The 24,742-nt window shown below is 55.9% G+C and carries 14 protein-coding genes and 1 riboswitch; of the genes, 7 read left to right on the top strand and 7 right to left on the bottom strand.

From position 1 onward, the window contains the following. Window positions 1-234: 234 nt before the first annotated feature. Window positions 235-338: riboswitch (SAM riboswitch) on the top strand. 553 nt (window positions 339-891) lie between these two features. The 7 genes from KK078_RS28755 (at window position 892) to KK078_RS28785 (ending at window position 11,613) form a co-directional block, all read left to right on the top strand. Then, the gene (locus KK078_RS28755; RefSeq protein ID WP_254094140.1) at window positions 892-1,821 is read left to right on the top strand and encodes an ATP-grasp domain-containing protein; all 930 of its coding nucleotides are present in this window, start codon (window positions 892-894) and stop codon (window positions 1,819-1,821) included. 160 nt (window positions 1,822-1,981) lie between these two features. Further along, a complete protein-coding gene (locus KK078_RS28760; protein ID WP_254094142.1) occupies window positions 1,982-2,674 on the top strand; it encodes an SAM hydrolase/SAM-dependent halogenase family protein in 693 nt (230 codons plus the stop codon). Continuing rightward, window positions 2,569-2,883, top strand: coding sequence for an SAM hydroxide adenosyltransferase (locus KK078_RS28765; RefSeq protein WP_254094144.1), 315 nt, complete (start codon window positions 2,569-2,571; stop codon window positions 2,881-2,883). Before KK078_RS28760 ends, KK078_RS28765 begins: the two co-directional genes overlap by 106 nt. Before the next feature lie 143 nt (window positions 2,884-3,026). Next, on the top strand, window positions 3,027-6,134 hold the full coding sequence (locus tag KK078_RS28770; protein WP_254094146.1) for an efflux RND transporter permease subunit: 3,108 nt from the start codon (window positions 3,027-3,029) through the stop codon (window positions 6,132-6,134). A gap of 156 nt (window positions 6,135-6,290) precedes the next feature. After that, window positions 6,291-7,526, top strand: coding sequence for a sterol desaturase family protein (locus tag KK078_RS28775; protein WP_254094148.1), 1,236 nt, complete (start codon window positions 6,291-6,293; stop codon window positions 7,524-7,526). 334 nt (window positions 7,527-7,860) lie between these two features. Beyond that, the gene (locus KK078_RS28780; RefSeq protein ID WP_254094150.1) at window positions 7,861-10,803 is read left to right on the top strand and encodes a TonB-dependent receptor; all 2,943 of its coding nucleotides are present in this window, start codon (window positions 7,861-7,863) and stop codon (window positions 10,801-10,803) included. Between the two features lie 207 nt (window positions 10,804-11,010). Further along, window positions 11,011-11,613, top strand: coding sequence for an SET domain-containing protein (locus tag KK078_RS28785; RefSeq protein ID WP_254094152.1), 603 nt, complete (start codon window positions 11,011-11,013; stop codon window positions 11,611-11,613). A gap of 21 nt (window positions 11,614-11,634) precedes the next feature. Here KK078_RS28785 and KK078_RS28790 read toward each other — a convergent pair whose 3' ends face one another. The 7 genes from KK078_RS28790 to KK078_RS28820 form a co-directional block, all read right to left on the bottom strand. Continuing rightward, window positions 11,635-11,979 (bottom strand): hypothetical protein, encoded by a 345-nt coding sequence (locus tag KK078_RS28790; RefSeq protein WP_254094154.1) that lies wholly within the window; start codon window positions 11,977-11,979, stop codon window positions 11,635-11,637. Between the two features lie 6 nt (window positions 11,980-11,985). Continuing rightward, entirely contained in the window at window positions 11,986-12,597 is a 612-nt protein-coding gene (locus tag KK078_RS28795; protein WP_254094156.1) for a trimeric intracellular cation channel family protein, read from the bottom strand. 88 nt (window positions 12,598-12,685) lie between these two features. Beyond that, on the bottom strand, window positions 12,686-16,837 hold the full coding sequence (locus tag KK078_RS28800) for a PKD domain-containing protein (protein ID WP_254094158.1): 4,152 nt from the start codon (window positions 16,835-16,837) through the stop codon (window positions 12,686-12,688). Window positions 16,838-17,248: 411 nt separating this feature from the next. Beyond that, the gene (locus KK078_RS28805; RefSeq protein ID WP_254094162.1) at window positions 17,249-21,460 is read right to left on the bottom strand and encodes a sugar-binding protein; all 4,212 of its coding nucleotides are present in this window, start codon (window positions 21,458-21,460) and stop codon (window positions 17,249-17,251) included. Window positions 21,461-21,728: 268 nt separating this feature from the next. After that, the gene (locus tag KK078_RS28810; RefSeq protein WP_254094164.1) at window positions 21,729-22,184 is read right to left on the bottom strand and encodes a hypothetical protein; all 456 of its coding nucleotides are present in this window, start codon (window positions 22,182-22,184) and stop codon (window positions 21,729-21,731) included. A 127-nt stretch (window positions 22,185-22,311) separates the two neighbouring features. Continuing rightward, entirely contained in the window at window positions 22,312-23,565 is a 1,254-nt protein-coding gene (locus KK078_RS28815) for a hypothetical protein (protein ID WP_254094166.1), read from the bottom strand. Window positions 23,566-23,627: 62 nt separating this feature from the next. Beyond that, a partial coding sequence (locus tag KK078_RS28820; protein WP_254094168.1) for a glycoside hydrolase family 71/99-like protein occupies window positions 23,628-24,742 on the bottom strand: 1,115 nt, incomplete at its 5' end.

Raw genomic sequence — 24,742 nt, forward strand, 5'->3', positions numbered from 1 at the left:
ATAAAACTTTGCCATGCAGAGCTGCATGGCTATTTTATTATATATCAGTCACTTACATTAAGTAGACGGCTATGGTCTTTGACTGGGGGGCAGAAAGCCGACGGCAGTTACAAACTGCCGACCGTTTAGGCACAAGTCACCGCCCGAACGGGCTCAGACTTGCCAGCAAAAATAAATACTACTAATTCGATAGACTTATTGCATATATCAAATTAGTCACTACCTTTGAACAAGAATTTATACAGAAGAGGGGAGAGAACAGGCTCGATGATCCTCTAGCAACTTTCCGATGGGAATAAGTGCTCACCTGCCCGAACTATATATGGGTACTATAAATGAACGCCAACATGAAAACCTCGCAACACGCCTCCGGCAGGCGAATGCCGCTTCAGCGGCCACATCTTCACAGCACGCACGCAGCAGACCGCTGTTGTTGCTAGTGCGATAACTCCTTCCAACCAGGAAAATTTATCCGGTACACCACGCTACTGAACGGTGGCGGTATGTATATGCTTTTGTCATTGCCTGTAAACACAGACAAGCGGATAAATATTATCAAAAATAGTAACACGCAAACATCGAACAAAGTATGTCTACCTATAAAAAATTCACCTTCCAGGGTGAGTTAACCCAAGAGCAAATCACCTTCTTCCATCCCTTCCCCGCACATCGGCGGCGCCAGCCGCCGCCGGGGAATGTACATACCGATGATCGTCGGCAAGTACCAACCGAAACATGCCAAAAGCACAACACCGTTGTATCTGCACCTGTTGCCATTGGTTGGCAGTAAAAACATAAACATCTCATACCCGCTTTTAATAAAGCCTGATCATGCCGCACCACCACACGCATAATATTTATAATTAGTATTCACACAATCAAAACGCATCTATGTCTCAACTTTCAGAAAAGCCCCTGGGCATTTTGTACGGACACGAAGAACACTATAGTCCCCTGCTGCAAGAGCTCCGGCGACGCGGGCTGCCCTATACACGGATCGACCCGTCAGACCATGTGTACGAACTGGCACAACCCGAAGTGTCGTATAGCCTGCTCGTAAACGATATGAGCGCTCCACTCTATCATATACCCGATAAATCAGGTATCGCGCAAACGATCGAATACTTACGACATATCGAAAAGCCCTATGCCACGTTGAACAGTAGCCGTATCGTGAACGGATCGCGGGCCGCCGAGGTCTTTTCGTCACGCACACGTCAATTGGGCACCATCGCCGCCGCGGGCTTGCCGTTTCCCCGCACCCACGTCGTTAGCAGCATGAGCCAGCTGCTGAAGGCATGCAGCCAGCTGTCATTTCCCATTCTGCTAAAAGGCAACCAGCCCCACACACCCGTGCTCCGCTTTGAAAGCGAGGAAACACTGATCCATGCCTACCTGCAGGACAAGCTGACAGCCGCGAATGAGCATACCTGGTTGATCCAGGAGTGCATTCCTCCCAAGGGAAACCACATTGTGCGGATCGAAACGCTCAACGGCCGGTTCCTCTACGCCGTCAAACTATATATCACCGGCAATGAGCAGTCGGGCTGGCCGTTGCAGGCAAAGGTGGAAGCCTTCACACCCGGGCCCGAACTGATCCAGGCAGCGGAAACATTGGCCCGTACGGCGCTCGCAGACTTTGGTTCGATTGAATATCTCACCGATCGTCGCACCAATGATATATTCTTCTTCAGCATTCGCCCGCATACAAGCAGTTTCAGCACGCCGGCGGTGTCTCTGCATACGAAACCGTTTGAACGGATCGCAGATTATCTGGAAGAACGACTGTCGAAAGTAAAAGAAATTGAGTTGGCACTTTGACGCACCATACATGGCTTTCGGGTGCACCGGTCTTACTGATTTTTTGGTGGAACTTCTTTGAGACATGGTGCACACCGTAGCCACCAATTCTAATCCTTATACCCTGGCAACTAAACATTTTCCTGTGCATCTTTAGTAACATATTCCCAAATGACCTGCTATGGATCGCACACGACACTTTTGTTATACCCTCCTGCTGTTCGCCCTGGCCTGTAACGCACGGGCACAAAACCAGGCACTCGTCTTCCAATCCGACTTCGGTCTGAAAGACGCTGCCGTAGCCGAAATGAAAGGCGTAGCCTTTTCCGTTTCGCCGGACCTGAAGATGTTCGACATCACGCACGAAATTCCCGCCTACAACATCTGGGAAGGCGCCTATCGTTTATACCAGGCCGCTCCTTATTGGCCTGCCGGCACCGTCTTCGTATCGATCGTCGACCCCGGTGTTGGTTCCGAGCGCAAGTCCGTTGTGTTAAAGACAAAATCAGGCCACTACTTTGTCACGCCCGACAACGGTACCCTTACGCTGGTGGCAAAACAACTGGGCATCCAGGAAATACGCCAGATCGATGAGACCCGCAACCGGCTGAAAGGCTCCGGCAAGTCGTATACCTTTCACGGGCGCGATGTGTACACCTATACCGGAGCCCGACTGGCAGCCGGTGCCATCGCCTTCGAGCAGGTGGGACCGGCACTGCCCGCACAGGTCGTGCGCCTCGATTACCAAAAGCCCGTGTTTGCCGACAAGTGCGCGGCAACATTCCCGTACTCGACATTCAGTACGGCAACGTCTGGACCAATATCGACGAGGCCACCTTTCAAAAGCTGGGCGCGGCCGCAGGCGACAAGCTGATCGTGACGATCCGTCACGGGCAGCAAACCGTCGCCACCGAGACCGTGGTCCTGGGCAACACCTTCTCTGACGTACCCGTGGGCCGGTCGATCGCGTATTTCAACAGTCTTTTAAACTTTTCGCTGGGCATCAACCAGGGCAGCTTTTCGGAGCACTACAAAGTCTACAGCGGTGCCGATTGGAGCATCGCTATTAAAAAGGGGCAGTAGTGGCAGGCACGGCATTTTTATATCACCCTGTGTCATAAAAAAACGACCGCACAAAGATTTACGGCGTGCGCGGCTGCCGGCCAGGCCGTAGCTTTAAACCGGCCCGCACATAAGGGGATTTTGCGCACGAACTTGCCAGCATTATGAACATTTCTGAATTAAGCCTGAAGCGCCCGGTTTTAGCCATTGTCATGAACATTGCGATCGTGGTCTTTGGCGCCATCGGCTATAGCTTTCTCGGCGTACGCGACTACCCGGCCATCGACCCGCCCAACATCAGCGTACGCACGGCATACGCGGGCGCGAACGCCGACATCATCGAGTCGCAGATCACCGAGCCGCTCGAGAAATCCATCAACGGCATTGCCGGCATCAAAAACATTTCCTCCAGCTCCAGCCAGGGTACCAGCAGCATCAACATCGAATTCAACCTCGACGTAGACCTCGAAGCCGCCGCCAACGACGTACGCGACAAAGTATCACAAGCCACCCGCCAGCTGCCGCAGGACCTCGACGCCCCGCCCGAAGTATCGAAAGCCGATGCCAGCTCCGACTATATCATTTCGCTGAGCGTACAGAGCGGCACCCGCAATCAGCTCGACCTGACCGAATATGCCACCAACGTACTCGTCGAGCGCTTGCAGACGATACCCGGCGTCAGCAGCACACGCATCCTGGGCGAACGGAAATACGCGATGCGCATTTGGCTCGACCCCAACAAGCTGAGCGCATACGGCCTGACGCCGCTGGATGTACAGCAGGCACTGAATCGCGAAAACGTCGAGCTGCCGTCCGGTAAGATCTATGGCAGCAGCACCGAGCTGACCGTCCGCACCTTTGGCCGCTTGTTCACCGAAGAGGACTTCAACAACGTCCGCATCCGTTCCGAAGCCAACCGCTCCATCCGTCTGCGCGATGTAGGCGAGGCCGTGCTCGGCCCCGAGAACGAAGAGACTATTCTGAAGGGAAAGCTCATTCCCATGGTAAACGTTGCCTTGATCCCGCTGCCGGGCGCCAACTATGTAGAGATCGCCGATGAGTTCTACAAACGCCTGGAGAAGATAAAACAAGAAGTGCCCGACGACATCACACTCAATGTATCGACCGATCAGACCGTCTTTATCAAACGATCGATCGTCGAAGTACAAGAGACGCTCATCCTCTCCTTCGTGCTGGTAGTGCTCATTGTATACCTCTTCTTCCGCGACTTCATCATCGCCATTCGCCCGCTGATCGATATCCCCGTGTCGCTCATCGCCACGTTCTTTATCATGTACCTGTGCGGGTTCTCCATCAACGTGCTCACCATGCTCGGTATCGTGCTGGCTACGGGCCTTGTGGTGGACGACGGCATCGTCGTGACGGAGAACATCTATAAAAAACTGGAAAGCGGTCTGAACAAATACAAGGCCGCGCTGGAAGGCTCACGCGAGATCTATTTTGCGGTTATATCAACGTCCATCACCCTGGCCGTCGTATTTCTGCCGATCGTGTTCCTGCAGGGTTTCGTCGGCCGTTTGTTCCGCGAGTTCGGGTTTGTCGTAGCGGGAGCGGTGTTGGTGTCCTGCTTTGTATCGTTGACACTCACCCCCGTACTCAGCGTCAAGCTGACACGCGACCACCGCAAGAAATCGAAATTCTACTACGTCACGGAAAAATTCTTCGTATGGATGGAAGACGGCTATCGCGATACGCTGGCGCGTTTCATGCGTGCACGTTGGCTAGCGTTCCTGATCATCGTGTTGTGTGTCGGCGCATCGATCCTGATCGGTAAAGGACTTTCGTCCGAGCTTGCACCGCTGGAGGACCGCAACCAGTTCCGCCTGCAGATCTCAGCACCGGAGGGATCCTCTTTCGATTTTATGAATACCTATATCGACAAGGTTGTCACATTCCTGATGGACTCCGTTCCGGAGGCGCGCGTTATGTACTCCCTGGCGGGAACATCGAACTCGGGCGGTGGCAGTGTCAACGGTGGCTTTGTACGCGTCTTCCTGGACGATCCCAATGAACGCTCGCGTTCCCAGCAGGAGATCGTCAACATGGTGGCCAGCAACACGCGACGTTTCCCGGAAGGCAAGATCGCCGTATTACAAGAGCAGACCATCTCCACCAGCCGCCGGGCCGGCCAGCCCGTACAATTCGTGATCCAGAACAACGACTTTGAAAAGCTCAAGGCGGCCATACCACGTTTCCTCGACGCCGCCAACGATCATCCTGTATTACAAAGCGCCGATGTCGACCTGAAGTTCAACAAGCCCGAGCTGCGCATCGTCATCAACCGGCTCAAGGCCACAGAAATGGGCGTCAGTGTAGAGGATATATCCGAAACACTCCGGCTGGCCTATAGCAACCTGCGCTTTGGCTATTTTACACGCGAAGGCAAACAGTACCAGGTCATCGGCCAGGTAGACCGCATCAACCGCGACGATCCCAACGACCTCAAGGCCCTGTACGTGCGCACGCTCGACGGCCAACTGGTCTCGCTGGACAATGTCGTGACGCTGGAAGAGTCAAGCACACCGCCGTCGCTGTACCACTTCAACCGGTATAAATCCGCCACGATCTCGTCCGGGCTGGCCCCCGGCAAAACCATCGGCGACGGTGTGAAGGCCATGGAAGAGATCGCCGCCCAGGTACTGGACGACAGCTTCTATACCTCCCTCAGCGGCAACTCGCGCGACTATGCCGAAAGCTCCAGCAACACGGCCTTCGCCTTTGTGCTGGCGCTGGGGCTGATCTACCTCGTGCTGGCCGCACAGTTTGAAAGCTTTATCGATCCGTTCGTCATCATGCTCACGGTGCCGCTGGCGGTAACCGGTGCTTTCCTGGCGTTGTTCTTCTTTGGGCAAACGCTCAACATCTTCTCGCAGATCGGCATCATCATGCTGATCGGGCTCGTGACCAAAAACGGAATCCTTATTGTAGAGTTCGCCAACCAGAAACGCGAAGAGGGTATGGAAAAGATCGAAGCCGTGGTAGAAGCCTCTAAACTTCGCTTACGGCCTATCCTGATGACAAGCCTTGCCATGGCGCTGGGGTCGTTGCCATTGGCCTTGTCGCTGGGCGCCGCTTCGACCAGCCGCGTACCGCTGGGGCTCGTGATCGTGAGCGGTGTGATCTTCTCCCTGATCCTGACGCTCTTTGTCATCCCGGCAGTATATACTTTCTTCTCGCGCACGCGGAAGCACAATCCTGCACCAGACGAAGAGGAAGACGTCCCGGCCGAGCCTGCCGTCATTCATTCCTGACGAAATCACAATTTCACGAACGCACTTTGCTTTTTTGCAAAGTGGTATTAAATTTGTCTACATAATCGATAGAGAATCAATTCCACCAGTTGATCTTCTATATGTTGCGCGCTGTTTACGAGCAGTGGCAGCCTATAACTATAAAGAAGACGAGTGATGGAATACATATCATCCGATCATTGGGCTACGTTGAACTATGCGGCCCTTGCCATACCGGCATTTTTTATCTTCACGGGTCTGGAATATGCCGCGGCGCTTCGTCAGAAGAAGCCGCACCTTTTTAAGTTCGATAGCTCCGTAGCCAACATCAGCATCGGCGTGGCCGAGCGGTTACTCAATCTCTTTCTCACCGCCAGCTTCTACGGGTTGTTCCAGTATGTATATACACACTTCGCCGTGTGGTCCATTCCCAACACGTGGTGGGTATGGGTGATCATGCTGCTCGCCACCGACCTGGTGTGGTACTGGTACCACCGCTTCGGACATGAGATCAATCTTTTCTGGGCTGCGCACATCGTGCACCATCAAAGCGAAGAATTTAATTATACCGTATCGGCGCGCATTACGACGTTACAGGCACTGATCCGCAACCTCTTCTGGTGTATCTTACCGCTGGCCGGCTTTCATCCGGATATGGTCATTGCCACGCTTATCATTCACGGTACCTATTCCTTCTTCACCCACACCCAGCTCATCGGCAAGCTGGGCTGGCTGGAATATATCCTGATCACGCCGTCCCACCACCGGGTACACCATGCCTCGAACGAAAAGTACCTCAACAAGAATTACGGCGATCTGTTTGTTTTCTGGGACAAGCTGTTCGGTACATTCCAACGCGAGGAAGAGGAGCCGGTCTATGGACTTACCCACCCGTTGAAGAGCTATAGCTTTATCTGGCAACACGTGCATTACTTTCTCGAGTTGGGGCTGGCCGTACGGCGTACACCGGGCTTCCTGCGCAAGTTGAAGATCATCTTTGGCAATCCGGAATTACTGGACCAGAACCTGCGGGCAGCGCTGGAGCAAAAATTCCTGCCCCACAAAGAAGAACCCAAACCCCGCATACGGCACAAAGCCTACGTACTGATACAAGTCGTGCTGGTCATTATCATCGCATTTATACTGACGTTGTTTTACCGGCACCTGGATACACCCGATGTATTGACCGGCGTTTTGTTTGTCGCGATCACCCTGATCAACTGCGGGGCCCTGTTGGAGCAGCGGCACTGGATCTATTACCTGGAGCAGGTGCGCTTGGTATTGCTGTCGGGATACCTGGCCTATACTTTTGATCAGCCGGTTTGGCTGGCCGCCGGCGTCATCGTCAGTACGCTTATGCTCTGGCCGGCCTGGCCTGCGAGGAAGTGGTTTTTGGAGTTTATTTATGGATAGTGGCAAGGCAAAGACATACTCATCGCATCGTTGAAACACCTTCTAACCACCGTTGAAGCATAGATATAGCGGTGCCCTATAGACTGGGTCAACTCTGCCGGAACCCTGCCGGAAGTCTGCTATAACACTGCCACAACCCTGGTTTTGCTATGCCTTTGATCCCGGCATACCACTACTAATTTCCCCTATTCTCTCTTTCACCTTTGCAAAAAGCGGGGGCTACAGGTGTTTTCCAGCCATTCTCAAATAAAATATTTAATCTCTATTGACTTAATAGGGAATACCTCTACTTTTGGTAAAAAATACTAATACGATAGACTTTACAGTACTTTACATGAAACCACCCATACACCTCCTTTTCATGTTGCTGGCCATTGTTTTGGCAAGTGCCTCGCTGTACGCGCAAAGCGCTGTTATTCAGGGCAAAATAACCGACGAAGAAACACAGGAAGGCCTTGCCGGCGTGAACGTTTTGATCAAAGGGACCGTCCTGGGAACCGTTACCGATGTCAACGGCCGGTTCACCCTTACGGGCAAAAGCCAGCCGCCGTTCACCCTGGTGGCATCGTTCGTGGGGTATCGCACACAGGAAATTGCTGTCAGCAATACCGCCGAGGCCATTAACATTACCCTGGCGCCTAGTGCCTTGCTGGGTGAGGAAGTCGTGATCACGGCATCGCGCGTGGAAGAGTCGCAGCTGAAGTCGCCGGTGGCGATTGAAAAGATGGACATCCGCGCGATCCGCGAGACCCCGGCGCCCAGCTTTTATGATGCGCTGGAGAATGTCAAAGGGGTACAGATGACAACCTCGAGCATCACCTTTAAAGTGCCGAACACCCGCGGGTTTAATATACCCAACAACTTTCGTTTTGTACAGCTGGCCGACGGTATCGACATGCAGGCTGCGACACTCGGCGTGCCGCTTGGCAACGCGATCGGCCCCACGGAGCTCGACATTGAAAGCGTAGAGATCACGCCGGGCGCTGCTTCGGCCCTCTACGGTATGAATGCCATTAACGGTATGGCCAACCTCATTACCAAAAGCCCCTTTTTATACCAGGGGCTGAGCGTATACCAAAAGACCGGCGTGAACCACGTAGACGGTATCGACTACGATCCGAGCCTGCTCACGGAAACGGCCGTGCGGTATGCACATGCCTTTAACAACAAATTTGCTTTTAAGATCAACGGCAGCTACTTGCGTGCCACCGACTGGCGCGGCAATACTACAACCGACCAGAACCCCAACACCACACCGAGTACAGGCAACCCGTTGTACCCGGAGCTGAACGTGGCCGATCACCCGGCGTATGACGCCTGGAATAAATACGGCGACGACAGCGGTAGCAACAGCGTGACCATCACGGGCATTACCTATAACAATGCTCCGAACCAGTCGTTTGTCGTACGCCGGAGCGGCTATTGGGAAAAAGACCTTGTGCCGGGCAAAGTGGATAACTTCAAAGTAGACGCCGCCCTGCATTACCGCGTCGGCAGCAATGCCGAGCTTTCGTATACCTACCGGTTCGGTGTCATGGACGGGTTGTTCCAGCGTGGTAACAAGATCCAGCTGGACAACACACGCGTGCAGAACCATAAATTGGAACTGAAAGGTGCCAACTACCTGGTGCGGTCGTATGTATCCATCGAGAACACCGGCGACTCGTATAACCTGAAACCGCTGTCGGATAATCTCGACCTGAATCACCTGTCGAACAGAGACTGGGCGGCGAAATTTAAGAGCGAGCTCCAGGCTGCGCTGACGGCCAACGTCGAGCTGGCCGAGGCCATGCGCCGCGCCCGGGCCGCGGCCGATGCGGGCCGTGCAGAACCCGGCACACCGGAGTTCGATGCGCTGAAAGCACAGATCATCAAGAGCAACAACTGGGATCACATCAGCTCCGCCCCGACCGGTACCGCGACGGGGGGTGCCAAGCTGTACCAGATGAGCCGTACGTATCACACCGACCTGCAGTGGGACCTGTCGAGCAAGGTTCAGATCTTCGACCTGCTGGTCGGCGCCGACTTCCGGATGTACGAGGTGATACCCGATGGAAACAACTTCGTAGACTTTGACCGCCCGGTGGCCGAGCGCAATACGCCTACCAATCCGGACGCCGCACAAGACGACCAGAAATTTGGTAACAACGTGCACTATACCAAATATGGCTTCTTTACACAGGTGACCAAAAAGTTCTTTAACGAAAAGCTGAAGCTGTTCGGTGCACTGCGTGTGGACCACAACCTGGAATTCGATCCGAAAGTAAACCCGCGCGTGGCCGTGGTCTATACCCTGGCGGAAAAGCACAACTTCCGCGCGTCGTTCCAGAACGGGTTCCGGTTCCCCTCGTTGTTTGAAGCACTGTCGTTCGTCAACAACGGCAACGTACGTCGCGTGGGCGGTCTGCCCTATATCAACGATGGCCTGAACTACCTCGACAACTCGTACACCCTGGCGTCGATCAATGCCTTCAACGCGGCCGTAAACGCCGACGTCAAGAACGGTCTGAGCACGAACGACGCGGCGTTGAAAAACCGCGGTGTGCTGGAAGTCACCAACCTGTCGACGACACGGCCGGAGCGGATCAACTCGTTTGAAGTGGGGTACAAGAGCTTGCTGTTTGATAACAAGCTGGTGGTAGACATCGATGCCTACACCAACCAGTACGACGGTTTCCTGGGCCAGGTAGAAGTGGCGGTGCCGTACCTGCCCAACCCGGAAAATCCTACTTATCCCGGCGAGCAGGTAACCGTGGGGTCGGACGACGCCGTCATCGCCATGATCCAGGCCAACCGGACGGCCCGCCAGACGCGCTACCGCGTGTATACCAACGCCAAGCAGAAGTATAACAACTACGGCTCGTCGCTGGGCATTACCTACAACTTCTTCCAGAAGTTCACCGTGGGCACGAATGTGAGCTATAACAACATCTCGAAGAATAAAGAGAAAGATGTGTTTGTGACCGGCTTTAACACACCGAAGTGGGCGACCAACATTTCGTTCGGCAACCGCGAGGTGATCAAAAACCTGGGCTTTAACGTGGTGTGGCGCTGGCAGGACTCTTTCCTGTGGGAAAGCCCGCTGGCCAACGGCCAGATCGCTGCCTACAACACGTTTGACGCGCAGGTAACCTATAAGCTACCCGACCTGTTTACTTCGGTGAAACTGGGCGGTACCAACCTATTCAACAACCGCTATATCCAGTACGCCGCTGGGCCGACCATCGGCGCGCTGTATTACGTATCCGTCACGTTGGACGGACTGCTGAAAAAATAAGGAACGCCCGGACGGTCCCCGTCCGCCAGCGGTCACGGCTTGCTGCATATTCCCGGTGCGGCAAGCCGTTTTTAATAGAGGACGGCTCCACCCCTTGCCTGTATGTGTTTTGCGCGGATGCGCCTGTTGCCGCAATTCCCTCCTGACCTTTTGCCGATCGGTAAATTATTCTATCTTGCCGCGATTTTTTTCTTACCTAATCCCTGCATGGCACTACTCGAAAAGCAACTCTACGTTAAGAAATCCACTATACCCAACGCCGGCAAAGGCCTTTTTACGCGTAAGGCGATTCCCAAGGGGACGCGCATCGTCGAATACAAGGGCGTCATCTCCAGCTGGAAAGACGTAAAGGACGAAGACGGAAAGAACGGCTATATATTCTTTGTAAACCGGAAACACGTCATCAACGCCCTGCCCACGTTAAAGGCGCTGGCCCGCTACGCAAACGACGCCAACGGACTGACCAGGGTAAAAGGTTTCCTCAACAACGCCGAGTACGAGACGGACGAAAACGACAAGGCCTATATCCTTTCCACGCGCGACATTCCGGCAAACGCCGAGATCTTTGTGGACTACGGTAAAGACTACTGGAAGGTGATCCGCGAAAACATCAAGATGTGGGAACGTCAGGCGAAGCGGGCGGCCGAGAAGCTCGAGCGTCAGAAAGCGAGAGAAGAAGCCCGGGAAGCGAAGAAAGCTGCCAAGGCTGGAAAATCGGCTACCAAGAAGTCCGCCACCCGGAAATCAACGACTACCAAAAAGGCTGTTACGCCGGCTAAAAAGAAACAGGCTGCCCGGAAGCGCGCGTAATACCGCGCTTCCACGCTCCCCCTACTGTTCTGTTACGAGCCGGATGCGTGTGGGGTGGCTCAGCTTAAAGTCGCTTGTTTTGCGTTTCCGGCCCAATGCCGGGTTGACATATCCTTTTTTATATTGTTTTACCCGGGCTTCAAATTCCACCCGTACCCCCTCCGATAGCCGCACCTGCTCAAACCCCTTTGTATAACTGAACCACACGTGGTCGGCCACGACCTGCCCCGTCGCCACGTCGGTGATCTGTACCAGCAGAATGGTATCTTCACTATAACCATTATAGTTCACTTTCTTGCCCAGGCGGCTGAAGATGCCCTGGAATTTTTTCCGGTTGCCGGCTTCGGCGGCCAGTTTGGTACGCATAGACGTTTACGACGATCGCTTAAAAGTGGGCAGGGCCAGCCTGTATTTTACCGCCAGGAGCCGGAATGCCAGGATGAAGATACTGGAAATGATCAGGTTGGTATTGCGCTCCACTCCCAGCCGGTAAAGCACCAGGTATAACACGGCGCCCGCCAGACAGGCCGTGGCATAGATCTCCTTCCGGAAGAGCACAGGTATTTCGTTGGTCAGGGTGTCGCGCATCACGCCGCCCATCACGGCGCTGAACATCCCCATGATCGCGGCAATCTCCGGACGCACCCCCAGGCTCAGCGCCTTCTCAACCCCGAGGATGGTAAAGAACGAGATGCCCACGCTGTCAAAGAACAGAAACGTGCGGCGCATCCGGATCAGGAAGCTAAAGAAGAAGTATCCCACCGCCACGCCGGCAAAGACCGCGTAGAGGAAGTTGATGTCGCCGATCCATACCAGCGGGTAGGCGCCCAGCATGATATCGCGCAGGGTACCACCGCCGATGGCAGTAATAAATCCGGTAAAGCCGGCGCCGAAAAGGTCGTCGTGGTTATCGCGGATGGCGAGGGAGCCGGAGATGGCAAAAAAGAATGTGCCGATCAACTCCAGCGAATATTGTACGGTCATGCCGGCGAAGATACAGCTTTCCGGTAGGCAATAAAAAGCCCGGGATCGTATACGGATCCCGGGCGATTGGCGAAAGGTGCGGGTTACTCTATTGCTTCAGGAGCTTACAGGTCTTAACACCGTCGGCCGACTCGAGGCGGATAATGTGTACCCCTCTGGGGAGGCTGCGCACGTCGACCCGTGTCGTATATACACCTTTGACTCTCGGCTCACCCTTCAGTACGGTTTGCCGGGCTCCCAATGCCTGCACAATAAAGAGGTTTACCGTACCCGGCGTCTCGACGCCGAACTGCACCGTTATCTCGTCGACCGCGCTGTTGGGATAAACACGGAGATCTGACAGCGCCGCTTCGCTTTCCTTCTCACCGGCAACTGCCGTTTCTTCCTGTGCGGTCAAACCGGCCGCGGCAAAGTTTTGAAGGCCATAGCCGTACGGCAGCAACGGATTGCCAAAGGTGGCTGGCACCGGTGCACCGCTGTCGATGATACTGCGGATCTGCGCACGCTCGGCATCGGTAGCCCCCAGGTCATACGGCAGCTCCCAGCGCTCACGCTGATCGTTGATGTTGTCGGTACCGATCTGCGTCGTGGCACGGGGCAACTGGAACGGCAACTTGCCCGAAGGGTTATAGTCGCCAAAACAAAGCTCGGCGGTGGCTTGCGCTATGCCGTTACCGCCCCGGTATACCATCATGACGGCGTCTGACAATTGCAGTACATCCGTCAGCACATAGGGACGCGGTGAGATCACGACCGCCACCACCGGAATGCCGCGGTCCTTGAAGCCACGGATCACCGCCAGCTGTTCTTCGGGCACGACGGGGTTCTTGTCCGCCCACACCGTGCCGTGGGTATAGTTACCTTCGCCGATCACGACAACGGCCACTCTACCTGCCGAAGCGTTGTTCAACACCACGGTGGCGCCGGTGCCGGCGGCACGGTCCTGGAAAGCCTTGTAATAATTCTTCGCTTGCGGATTGTCGTAGTAGATCGACTGCCAGATCACGTTGGGGTCGACGTCGTTGTTCACCCAGGTGGCATGCGGTCCGCCCACGATGATATTTTCCCCCGCGCGAACTTGCAACGGCAGCACGCCATTGTTCTTCAGCAGGGTGATGGACTTACGGGCGGCGCTCAGCGCGATGGCATGATGTTGCGCGTTCGTCCACGTGGCCGTGCTGTCACCGTAGGGATTTTCGAACAGGCCGAGGCGGAACTTCATGTCGAGTACGCGGCGTACGGCGGCGTCCAGGCGCGGCAAGCCGATGGCGGCGACCAGCTGGTTCACGTCCGTAAATTCGGAAGGAGCACCGCCCAGCACGTCGATGCCGGCGCCCATGCTTTCAACGGACTGCGCCGTATTTGCCGCCAGCCAGTCCGTGACAACAAAGCCCTGGAAGTTGATCTCATTGCGCAGGTATTTAATGATGCGTTTGCTGGAATTGGCGCCTTTGCCCGATGGGTCGAGGAAGGGTGCGGTGTTGTATCCCGGCATGACAGACGCGGCGTTGGCTTCTACGATGGCGCGCCAGGGTTTCATGTGATATTTGATCGTAACCGCATCGTACTGCAACGCATTCTCGCCACCGGCACCCTGCCCGGGCCAGTGTTTTACGGTGATCAGCATCGAGTGCGGGTTGATCTCGGGGCCACCTTGCATACCGACGACCAGGGCGCGCGCCAGGGCCGCCGCTTCGTCAGCATTCTCTCCGGCGCCTTCCTGGAAGCGTGGGTATAATACTTTTGTATTCACTTCGGCCAGCGGTGCGAGTGTACCGGTGAACCCTTTCGATTTGTGCTCTATCCGTTGCAGGTTGCCGACCTGGTATACCAGGTTCATATCACGCGTAGCGGCCATGCCCAGTTGTGTCGGGAAAATGGTCTTCCAGCCGTGGATCTTGTCGCCGGCAAATGCAATGGGAATCCCCAGGCGCGTGGCGGATGCACGATACTGCAGCGTGCGCATGCCGTCTTCTACTCCATAGGAGAATGAGAAGCCGTCGAGTGGTTGCTGGTCGCTGTAAAAGCACTGTCTGTATTTTTCCGCCAGGGTCAGGCGTCCCATGAGGTCGTTGATACGCTGGTCGATGGGCAGACGCCAATCTTCGTACGGTTCGATCGTGCCGTTCTTATTGGCGTCGCGGGCACCGTTTACGATGTTGATGCCATCGGGGGCTTGCTCGAGCTGTGGCAGGTATACACTGAAGTAGCGTGTGTTCGACCGCTTCTCGCCTTGCGGCGTGGTGGCTACAACGTACCACTTGTACGTCCAGCGGTCGCCGAGTGGAGTAGGCATGACCAGCGACGTCGTCGTGGTCTGGGCTACGCGGGTGTAGCGATCGAGAAAGTTGCCCGAGGCATGCCAATCGTAGTCGGTGCGGGAGATGTTAACGTAGACGTCGTACCGCGTGGCTCCGCTCACCGCCTGCCAGGTAAAGGTGGGGCGGCGTGTCGTGGTGATCATGGCGCGGTCGGCGGGTGCGGTCAATGCGAAATCGAATGTTTCCGCCGGGCTTACTATGATCTGTACATCGTCTGTCGCCGTGGCCTGTGTGCCGTCGGTAATAAGCAGGCGGAAGGTATAGGTGCCGGCTGCCAGCCCACAGGCCGTGACCACCGCACTGTTGGCGTTGGTCAGCGTGGCCGTCGATGGGCCGCTTACCTGCGACCAGGCATACGATATCACGGCACCGCTGGGCGAGGTGCTGCCGGATCCATCCAGCGAAGCACAGGCAACCGGCAGGGTGATGCGTTGTGTATACCCGGCATCAGCCTCCGGGCGGTTCCCGCCGGGGTTGTTCACTTTCACGAGGCGCACCCCGACCTGCATGCCGGGATATACCATCGCCGTAAGCGGTGCGTTCACGACACGTATGGTGTCATTGCGCTGGTTGACCGTCCACAGTTGTAACTGATCTTCTCCGCGATAGTCATTCGGGGTTACGGTAATGATGGTGCCCGAATGATAGGACAGTGTGGCTTCCCGCGGATTATTCTGTGTGATGAGCTGGCCCACGCCGTTCAGATCCGGCGGTGTAAAGCCCAGATCGAGGTATTGCACATAGGGAATGTGCAATGGTACGGTCACGGGATTGTTGGGCGACTGCTGGTATACTTCGAGCTCAAAGATGGAGTATCCATAGCCGGTGCCCCGCGCCGTGCCATAGAGGCGGATGTAACGGCCCTGGGCGGCAAGGCCCATGTGGTCGTTGATCAGATCGGTATTACCGGCCACGTTGCGCACAGTCTGCCACGGGCCTCCGGACGCAGTGGCTGTTTGAATCAGATAGTCTTTCCCCAGCGCCGTTTCCCAGACGATCCGTACGCGGCTGAAAGTGTATACTGCGCCGAGGTCGACGGTGATCGACGTCGGGTCTTCGGCCGCGCTCGACCAACGCGTGACGGGATCGCCGTCGACGGCGTATTCGGGCAACGTGGCGCCGTTCTCGATAGAGGTAGCCGTCACACCTTTATTCCAGGCGAGGTTAGAAGAAGTACTACCGGGGTTTACGGTCACCGTTACGGTGTCCGTCCCGGTTTGCCCGCCATTGTCCGTGGCTGTTAAACGAAAGACATAGGTACCCGCTACCAGGTTCGTTGCCGTGAGTGCGGCCGTTGTCGCGCCGGCGAGTGTCGCCGTGTTGGGGCCGCTTACCTGCGTCCAGGCGTATGCCGTCACGGTGCCGTCGGCGTCTGACGCCGAGCCGTTCAATACGATACGGTTTGTCGGGAGCGTAATCGTTTTGTCTTCGCCGGCGTTGGCTACCGGCGCAGCGTTGCCACCGCCATCGGCACTATATACTTCGAGCTCGTAGATGGAATAGCCCCACACCGTACCGCGCGCCGTGCCCAGGATACGGATGTAGCGACCACGACCGGCAAGACCGGTGATGTCGTTCACCAACGCGGTGTTACCTGTAACAGTCTTGATATCCGACCATTGGTTTTCGTCGGGGCTGGTCTGGATCGTGAAATCCTTGCCATAGGCAGCTTCCCAGGTGATCTTTACACGGCGAATGTCGTAGGTGGCGCCGAGGTCAAGGGAGATCCATTGCGGGTCGACACCCAATGCACTGGCCCAGCGCGAAGTGAGGTTACCGTCGTTCACCGCGAATGCGGGCGTACCGACTGCCTGCTCGGAGAGCGCTTTGGCCGGTTTCATAAAGGCGATGTTCTGGCCATGGGCTGTCCAGGAAAGCAACAGCAGGGCCATGGCGTTTAGTAGTGATCGAATGTTCATAGGGTTTTGTTTAATAGGGGCGTTCAGCAAAAGTACTGACCTGTTGTTAGCGGAATATTGTCTCGTCGGCAGGTGCGCGGAAAGAGAGGTGAAGTCAATACTGATGCGGTTTGTTGTGCAGGGAGGTTGGATAATAGACTTATCGGTTTATATATTCCCAATTTGCTGGCGCAAGTCTGAGCCCCGCCCCGGGGCGGAGACTTGTGCCGCGGCTGCCGGCAGTTTGCAACTGCCGTCGAGTCAGTCGGCGCCAATGCCCTGACGCCAGTTGCAAACTGGCAACAGGTATAGGCACAAGTCACCGCTTCGCTCAGACTTGCGCCAGCAAGCGGTCTCTTTAAAAGACGAAGGGCTTCAATCCTGAAGCCCTTCTAAAAAGATTCACAAACAACGTATCGTTGTTGGCAACACTTACTCTACCAGTATCTTCTTTATCACCATACGGTTATCTACGTGGACCTTCATCAAATATATACCTTTCGCAGCCTGCGAAAGGTCAACCACCTCGCGGTGCGTTTTCATCTGCGTGTGCTTCAACATCAGCCCCTGCAGATTAAACACCTGGATGTGACCCGGCGCGGACGTCTCTGGTACCGACACGGTTGTTATACCATTCGCTGCCGGATTGGGGTAGATCGACACGAGGCCGTCGCCGTTTATGTCTTCCAGCGTCACTTCCGGTGATGCCTGGCGCGCTGTGGGTCCTGTGGACACAGCGTCATTCAACACCAGGCTGCCAAAGCCTGCCGTGTTCTGATAGTTATCGATGGTGCCGTTCCACACGGTTTGTGTTTCACGTGCGCCGCCATTGTCGTCGTCATCACAGCCGACGTCAAAACCGAGTGTGACACCCGCCGCGGGCGTGACATTCAACTGCGACCAGGGAATGCTCAACTCGATGCTGTAACCACCGCTGATCGCGGCCCAGGCATGCTGCACGCCTGTGACGCCGATCTTCGTCAGCAACGACGACGCGTTGTACCCCTTGATAAACTGGTTGTCGCGACCGTCGTAGCTGGTCAGCTTATTGTTGTTGGCGTCGATGTATATTTCCACCGCGTCGTTCTCCCAGGGGTCACTGCTGTCATTGAAGAGGTTTGCATCCTGCACCCGCACACCGATGTAGAGGTTGTTGTTGTCCCACAGCACGCCAAAGGCCACGGTGTTGTTGCCGGTACCGATCACATTCTTTGCCACGGCGCGTGTTACATTCCATCCGGACTCGCTCAGATTACCGTCTACCGTTACGGCACCGGGGGCGCGGCGGGCGGTTATGACGCCCGGGGGATCGGTGGTCGTATTGCCCGCTACGGTTACCTGCACCTGATCGGAGCCGGAGAGCACACCGTCGCTGACGGTAAGCTGGAATACATAGGTGCTGCCATTGGCAAGCCCTGATGCCGTGGCGGTGGCCGATGTGGTGTTGGTCAGCGTGGCGGCAGGGCCGCTGACCTGTGTCCAGCTATAGGTGATCGCGCCGCCTTCGGGGTCGGAACCTGAACCGGGCAAGGTGGTTGTGGTGGTGCCGGCGGCCAGCGTCTTGTCGGTGCCGGCATTGGCTACGGGCGGTTGGTTTACCGGGCCGCCGCAGCTGGTGAGGTATACCGTTCCGAAGACACTCGGGTTTTGCCATGCGGTGGTGTTCGTGGCGAACGAGGCCATTTGCGCGTCGCGTGTGCCGCCGTTGTCGTCGTCGTCTACCTGCACGTCGAGACCGATGGTGTTACCCAACGCAGGGGTTACACCGATCGTAGACCAGGGGATGGCCACTTCCAGCACGTATCCCGCGCCGGCGGCATACATGGCAAAATTTATACCCGCGGTGTTGGTAACAGAGTTCCCTCCTGCTTTCACGGCGGTGTCGTTCCACCGGAAGCCAAGCTGAAAGTCGTTGGCACCGTCGTAGGATGTGCCTTTGCTGTTGTTGCCGTCGATGAAGATCTCCACGACGTCGTCCTCCCACCAGTTGCCGCCGGAGTCGTTCATGCGGGTGGCGTCGTTCACTTCTACGAGAAAGTACAGGTTGGTGCTGTTATACAGCGCGCGCCAACGGCCGGAGTAGTCGCCGGGGGTACCGCCGAGGATGGTGTTGGCGATGTTCCGGATCGGCGCGGCCGACCAGGCGGCTTCGATCGTCTGGTTGATGGCAGGGGCCGTGCCCGTTACCAGCGCTACCACCGGCGAGGTGCACGGCGGGTTTTCGTTGTCGGCCAGGGTGATCGTGGCGGTGGTATTTCCGCCCAGGGTATAGCCGGTGCCGGGCTGTAATGTAAGCGTAAGGGTTTCCGGACCTTCAAAGCTACTGTCGTCGGTCGGTGTGATCGTGATCGTCTGCGACGGCGCCGCCGCGGTCAGTGTTACAGACCCGGTTAACGACGGGCTGGCGGAATAGTCACCGCCGGATGCCGTACCGCTGATGGTATACGTAACGGTGATATTCGACGTGATACCGGAGGTGCCGATCGTAAATGTACCGGTATTGCCGCCTTCTCCCGCGGCCGCATCGGGCGCCGTGATGTTGATCGCCGGTGTAACGGTGACCGTAGACGTTTTGGTAAAGTTACCATCCACCGACCGGGCCGTGATCACGGCCGTGCCCACGCCGACGGCGGTTACCGTACCTATGCCGGTGCCGGCCTCTACCACCGTTGCCACGGCCGTGTTAGACGACGTCCAGGTAATGCCCTTCTGCGTGGCGTTGGACGGTGTGTAGGTCACATTGAGGTTGGCCGTCTTGCCTTGCGGTACCGACACCGTGGCCGGTGCCAGGTCGATGCCGGTCAGCGCTACATTGCCGGGGATCAGGTTGATGATAAAAGCGGTATTGTGATTCTTCACTTCACCCGACTCCAGGCGGTTAAAGCTGATCTTATTAAACGTCACATCGCCTGACGCCTGCGCGAGGATGCCATAGCCGCCCCAGGCGTCCTGCGCGGGTTGATCGACAAAGGCGTCCAGACCGGTGCCGTCGATCTTCGTATCGAAGAACTTCATGTTGCGGATGTTGCCATAGAGCTGGATGGCATGGCGCTGCGAGTTGATGATCTGGGTATTGTAGAACTGCACATCATAGATGCCTTGCTGGGTGAACAGCTCGATGGCGCCGCGTTTTTGATTCCAGAGGTCATAGCTGGTACCGCAGTTGATTATATAGTTGTCGGTCGCGACGATCGGCACGCCGTTCTGCTCAAACGTGTGTCCGCCGAAATCGTTGGTGAAACGAATGGCCGAGCCACCGACACCATCCTTGATGATACACCGGTAGATCTGGTGGCCGGTGCCGCCAAAGATGGCGATGCCCCCCGCGCGCCACACGTTCTCCACCGTGTTATAGCGGAAGATGTTGTTGCGTTCCTGGGGAGCGCCCAGGGCGTTGTTCGGCCACATGGCCAGGCCGTCGTCGCCGCTGTTACGCACGCTGCTATATTCTACCACGGAGTTGTTCGTGCCCTGGCAGAAGTTTACGCCGTCGGCATAGTTGTTGCGAATGCGGGCACGTGAGATGACCAGGTCGGTGGTGATATCGATGGGATACGGCGGATCGTAGCCGGCCACCCAAAACCCGCACTCGAAGTGCTCTACCCACACATCGTGGATGCGCGAGCCGGTGCCATAGGTCCCCATAAAGCCCTTGTATATTTTGTAGGGCTCGCCGTGCGCGCTGGCGTATTTCGGGTTAAGCTCTCCGTAGTGGAAGCGGTCGTTGTTCGCAGTATTGAGCGAAAAGTCGGAGATCTCCACGCCGCTGGACCGCGCCAGGATGCCCCCGGTGAATTGCAGATCGGTCGAGAAGAACACTTCCGTATACCAGATGCCCGCACCCTGGATCTTCATGTTGGTGACGTTCAGGTCCAGGCGGTCGGCCAATATAAAGCGGCCTTGTGGTATATAGACGGCTTTACCCTGGGCCTTGGCCGCGTTGATACAGGCGTAGAACGCCGGCAGGTCATCGGTTTGATCGTCGGGTGTAGCACCGTAGGCGGTTACGGATAATGCGTTCATGGGCGCTGCCAACGCCGTGGGTACGTCTTCCAGCTCGATGAAGTCGACGCCGTAGGTCAGACCGTCGCCGTTCTCTTTAACAATGCGTACGGTGCTGCCGGCCTGGATCTTGGAAGGCAGGCGGAAGTGCACTTCGTCAAAACGCATAAAGGTCCTGCCGCCCGGTTCCTGCTTCGGTTCCGTCTCGCTGCCGTGGAAATATTGATACGCCCAGCGGGACGTCAGGTTGATGGTGCGTACAAAGGAGCCGTTGACGTACAGGGAGAGGGCTCCGTTCTGGCCCGTGCCGGTCGCGTTGTCCGGCATGGTGAAGCGCAGGTTTACACCTTGCGCGATGGCTGTGGTGGTCCATTCAACATAAGAGCCGTTGCTGGCGAGGCTGACGTACTTCTGGTTGGAGGCTTCGGAAGCGATCTGTGTGTAGTCATAGTTCGTCGTCTGCTGCAAGGTGGCGCTGCCGCCGCGGGTAGCGTCTTCCGACTCGTAGCGGGTATACGGGAGCTGCGCCCCACGCGGGATGCCGTCGTTTTGGGCGGTGGCGTACAGGGTCAGCAAAACAAGAAGGACCATGAGGTATCCGGCAACGGTGTTGCGGATAATGTGCTGTCGTAGTTTGTTCATGTGTCGTCGGTTATCGTTATGAAATGTGCATACTTTCCGGGCATACCCGTAGTGTTCCGGGTATTCCGTAGCGATCCTAATCGGTGTGGCTCATTAGAAAACGTTTACAACAATGCGTATACCCGCCGCCGCCGAAGCTATGGCGGGCAAGCACGATGCCGGGTGGTTGACATCAAACGATGCGGGTTATACCGCCGTCGTTTCCGCAGAACAGGTAAGAACTTCTTTCATTGGCGTACAGGGGTTACATTATAATCACACTACAGAATTATACAAAATCCTGCACGAACTCAATCCGCGATCGGCCTGCTACACTATAACTCTGCAAACGGGGCGTGCCACTATACTGGAAAACCGCCTGGTCTTGCAGGTTCGCACGGGTGATCACTTTGGTAGGGCCTACCATGGTTCGTGAATTGTCGCGCAGGGAAACACAACAAACCTCCTTGCTCGTAAGCCTGCTGAAGTCAAGCAGGCAATCACCTTTCACCAGGTGTATAACAATCTTTTTGCAAACGCCGTGAAAGCGGATCATGCCCGATCCCATCACGGTAAACTCGACAGTCTTCCTGGAATAGATCATACCGGAGAGATCGAATGTCCCTCTGACGGTAAACTCCACATCACCAAAATTACCGATCAGCAACGAGTCGTTCTGATGGTGGCCGTCAAACTCGAACTTGCGGGTCTGCATTTGCCGGAGTGATTGTTTCGGGCTTCTCATCCACTACATCTTTAAAATACCAATAACAAGTTATGCTTCCTTTATCTGCCGCCGGCGGGGAATGCCGCTCCGCAGAGCTGGCATTCCGTTGACCAAGCGGTCTTACTATCCTATCAACAATAACGGCTCATGGCGCCGGCTCGAACGTGATCGTCCGGCCGCCGGTCGCGGCATCTACTTTCAACGTGATAACGTAGGTACCTTTATTCTCCACAAAATAGTTGTGATACTGGCCACCCACTGTCGTGGCATCCACGATGTCGCCGTTGTCGATCGCTTCGCCTTCGTTTGCCGCACCCAGATAATCGATCTGAAGACGGCCATCCCCCCAGGTTGCATCTTGCAGGAAGATGAACTCGCGGTCTTCAAGCAGGTCTACCGTCCACTCCCAGGTATAGATGTTACCATTTTTCTCAGGCGTATGCAGATCGTATCCGTCCTTGCCTACTTCCCATGCGGCGGTATCTTCGGGCGCGGTCAGGTAGGCGTTGCCAAACAGGCCCATCTGGGTCTCTGAATAATCTTTTACGACAATGCCCGTCTTGATCTTTTTCTCCGTCCATGTGTTCGTGGCTGCATTATACTTCAGGCGCACGGTATAGAGTCCTTCTCCTTTGTTGGGAATGTTAGCGATCAGCAAGCCGATGTTGTTGATGCCTGTCTCCCAGGCCTCGGCGTAATCGGGCACACCCAGGCTTGACAGTGTCACGAGGTTCTTATCGTCGTATACATGCCAGCCGTCGTTGAACCGATAGCGATAGCCTGCGGCATCGCGCAACGCGATATTCGTACCTTCAAAAACGGCCGAATCTTTTGATATCGATTTCACGGGCAGCGCGGTTCCGGCCGCCCACATCAGCGGCGTTGCGTCGCCGATGATATTTGCTTTTACTTTCATCAGCACAAACAGGTCGGTATTGGTGTTGGCAAAAGCGTAATACAATCCTTCTTCGGTGACGTTGATGGCCGGCGCATCTGCCGTCAGCGTGCCATAGATCACTTTGTCTTTAATGACCACATTGCCTGCCACTTTGCCGCTGTCGAGGGTACCGCCGCCGGGTGCCCCATAGGTGGTGGCCACTTCATCGACCACCTCCATAAAGGAGATGGTGCTATTGGCGCCGATGTACAGGAACTTGCCGTAGACACCTTCCATATTGTCCACCTTGGCACCTTGTGCCGGGTCGAGCACCGCCCGGGCCATACGCGCATTGGCATCTTCATCGCTGGCGGCAACGGTGTTCGTTCCAAAGATGTAAAAGCCGTCTTTCTTCGGCTCCAGTGGCTCGGGCTCCTCTCCTGAATCGTCGCTGCCGCAAGAGAAAAGGAATACAGGCAAGATCAACAGCAGCATCCACTGCAGGGTAATAAATCTTTTCATAGGTAGTCTGTTTTAGTGTTTGTTCATCAGGTTATGTGTTGGTCGTTTGCACCGCGATCGGCTCAGGGTAGTTGCGCCAGCAGGTCTTTTGCTCCATGGGGTTGCAGCGAGACCAGCAGGGCATACACCCGTTCCAGCGTTTGCAGCGCCGCGGTGTTATTCTTATAGGTTTGTTTCTTTTGATAATAATCGTAGACCAGCTGCAGCTCGGCTTCGCCGTAGGGCACACCGGTAAATTCCTGGATCAGGGTCAGGCAACGAAAACCGTCTTCGCGCGTGGGTTCGATCACGGTACCTTCGCCGTAGTCGTTCCAGGTCACGAGCTGCAGGTATTTTGCTTCGTGCTCTGTGGCCTTTGCCAGCGTGGCCTGCAGTGTAGCGCCATCGTTAAAGGGTATGTTGCCGTAGCTGGTGCCGGTACCGCCTTCTTCATAGTAATCGTCGAAGCGCGGATAGGCAGAGCCGATGAGCACATCCAGGTAAGGCGACTTGCGGTAGAAGGTTTCCATGACGCGCAGATCGGCGTTGAAGTCGACCCAGCCGAACTCGCCCCGGTCGGTGTCGCCTGTAAACGCGCCGTGGTCCCACAGCGGCAGGAAGACCGGGGCCGTTGGTAAGTCCCGGAAGATCTCCGTCCACTGCGCCGGCTGACGGAAGTAGCGCGGGCCGAACGTGAGCAGCAACGGGGCCTCGTCGAGGGTGATGTATCCTTCCTGCTGGAAATAGTTGGTTTGCATATAGGCTATGTCTTCACGCGCGGCGGTGATGGCGGGTTTGCCCATTTGGGTCGCGACGTTCCCGGCGGTGTATTCTTCGTACACGATCGCGAATTGCAGGCCTGCGTCGTCGAGGCGATCGATCACGGCGTTGGATCCGGACAAGTTAATACGATAGTCATAGACGGCATGTGAGCCGTACCAGTCGATGAGGATGCCGTCTACGCCGGCGTACTTCATCAGTAACACGTGGTAGTCGATCACGTCGGGATCTTGTGAATCGTAAGGGTCGATGAGCGGGTAATAGTGTGACGCGATCTGGCGCTTGCCGGTTTCGTCTACGATTTCGGGGTTGCGGTTGGTCATGCGCCAGTGGCTACCCCAATAGCCGGAGACGTCCTTGCTTTGGTACCAGGGCATGTAGCTGTGTCTTTTGCACATATAGCACCCCAAGAGACTTA

It is taken from the genome of Dawidia soli, assembly GCF_018598185.1.
GTDB classification, from domain to species: Bacteria; Bacteroidota; Bacteroidia; order Cytophagales; family Cyclobacteriaceae; genus Ohtaekwangia; species Ohtaekwangia soli.

Coding starts and splice junctions, on each gene's coding strand:
- KK078_RS28775 (WP_254094148.1), top strand. CDS start 6,291: ATGGAATACATATCATCCGATCATTGGGCTACGTTGAACTATGCGGCC.
- KK078_RS28815 (WP_254094166.1), bottom strand. CDS start 23,565: ATGAAAAGATTTATTACCCTGCAGTGGATGCTGCTGTTGATCTTGCCT.
- KK078_RS28800 (WP_254094158.1), bottom strand. CDS start 16,837: ATGAACATTCGATCACTACTAAACGCCATGGCCCTGCTGTTGCTTTCC.
- KK078_RS28795 (WP_254094156.1), bottom strand. CDS start 12,597: ATGACCGTACAATATTCGCTGGAGTTGATCGGCACATTCTTTTTTGCC.
- KK078_RS28810 (WP_254094164.1), bottom strand. CDS start 22,184: ATGAGAAGCCCGAAACAATCACTCCGGCAAATGCAGACCCGCAAGTTC.
- KK078_RS28770 (WP_254094146.1), top strand. CDS start 3,027: ATGAACATTTCTGAATTAAGCCTGAAGCGCCCGGTTTTAGCCATTGTC.
- KK078_RS28780 (WP_254094150.1), top strand. CDS start 7,861: ATGAAACCACCCATACACCTCCTTTTCATGTTGCTGGCCATTGTTTTG.
- KK078_RS28755 (WP_254094140.1), top strand. CDS start 892: ATGTCTCAACTTTCAGAAAAGCCCCTGGGCATTTTGTACGGACACGAA.
- KK078_RS28785 (WP_254094152.1), top strand. CDS start 11,011: ATGGCACTACTCGAAAAGCAACTCTACGTTAAGAAATCCACTATACCC.
- KK078_RS28760 (WP_254094142.1), top strand. CDS start 1,982: ATGGATCGCACACGACACTTTTGTTATACCCTCCTGCTGTTCGCCCTG.
- KK078_RS28805 (WP_254094162.1), bottom strand. CDS start 21,460: ATGAACAAACTACGACAGCACATTATCCGCAACACCGTTGCCGGATAC.
- KK078_RS28790 (WP_254094154.1), bottom strand. CDS start 11,979: ATGCGTACCAAACTGGCCGCCGAAGCCGGCAACCGGAAAAAATTCCAG.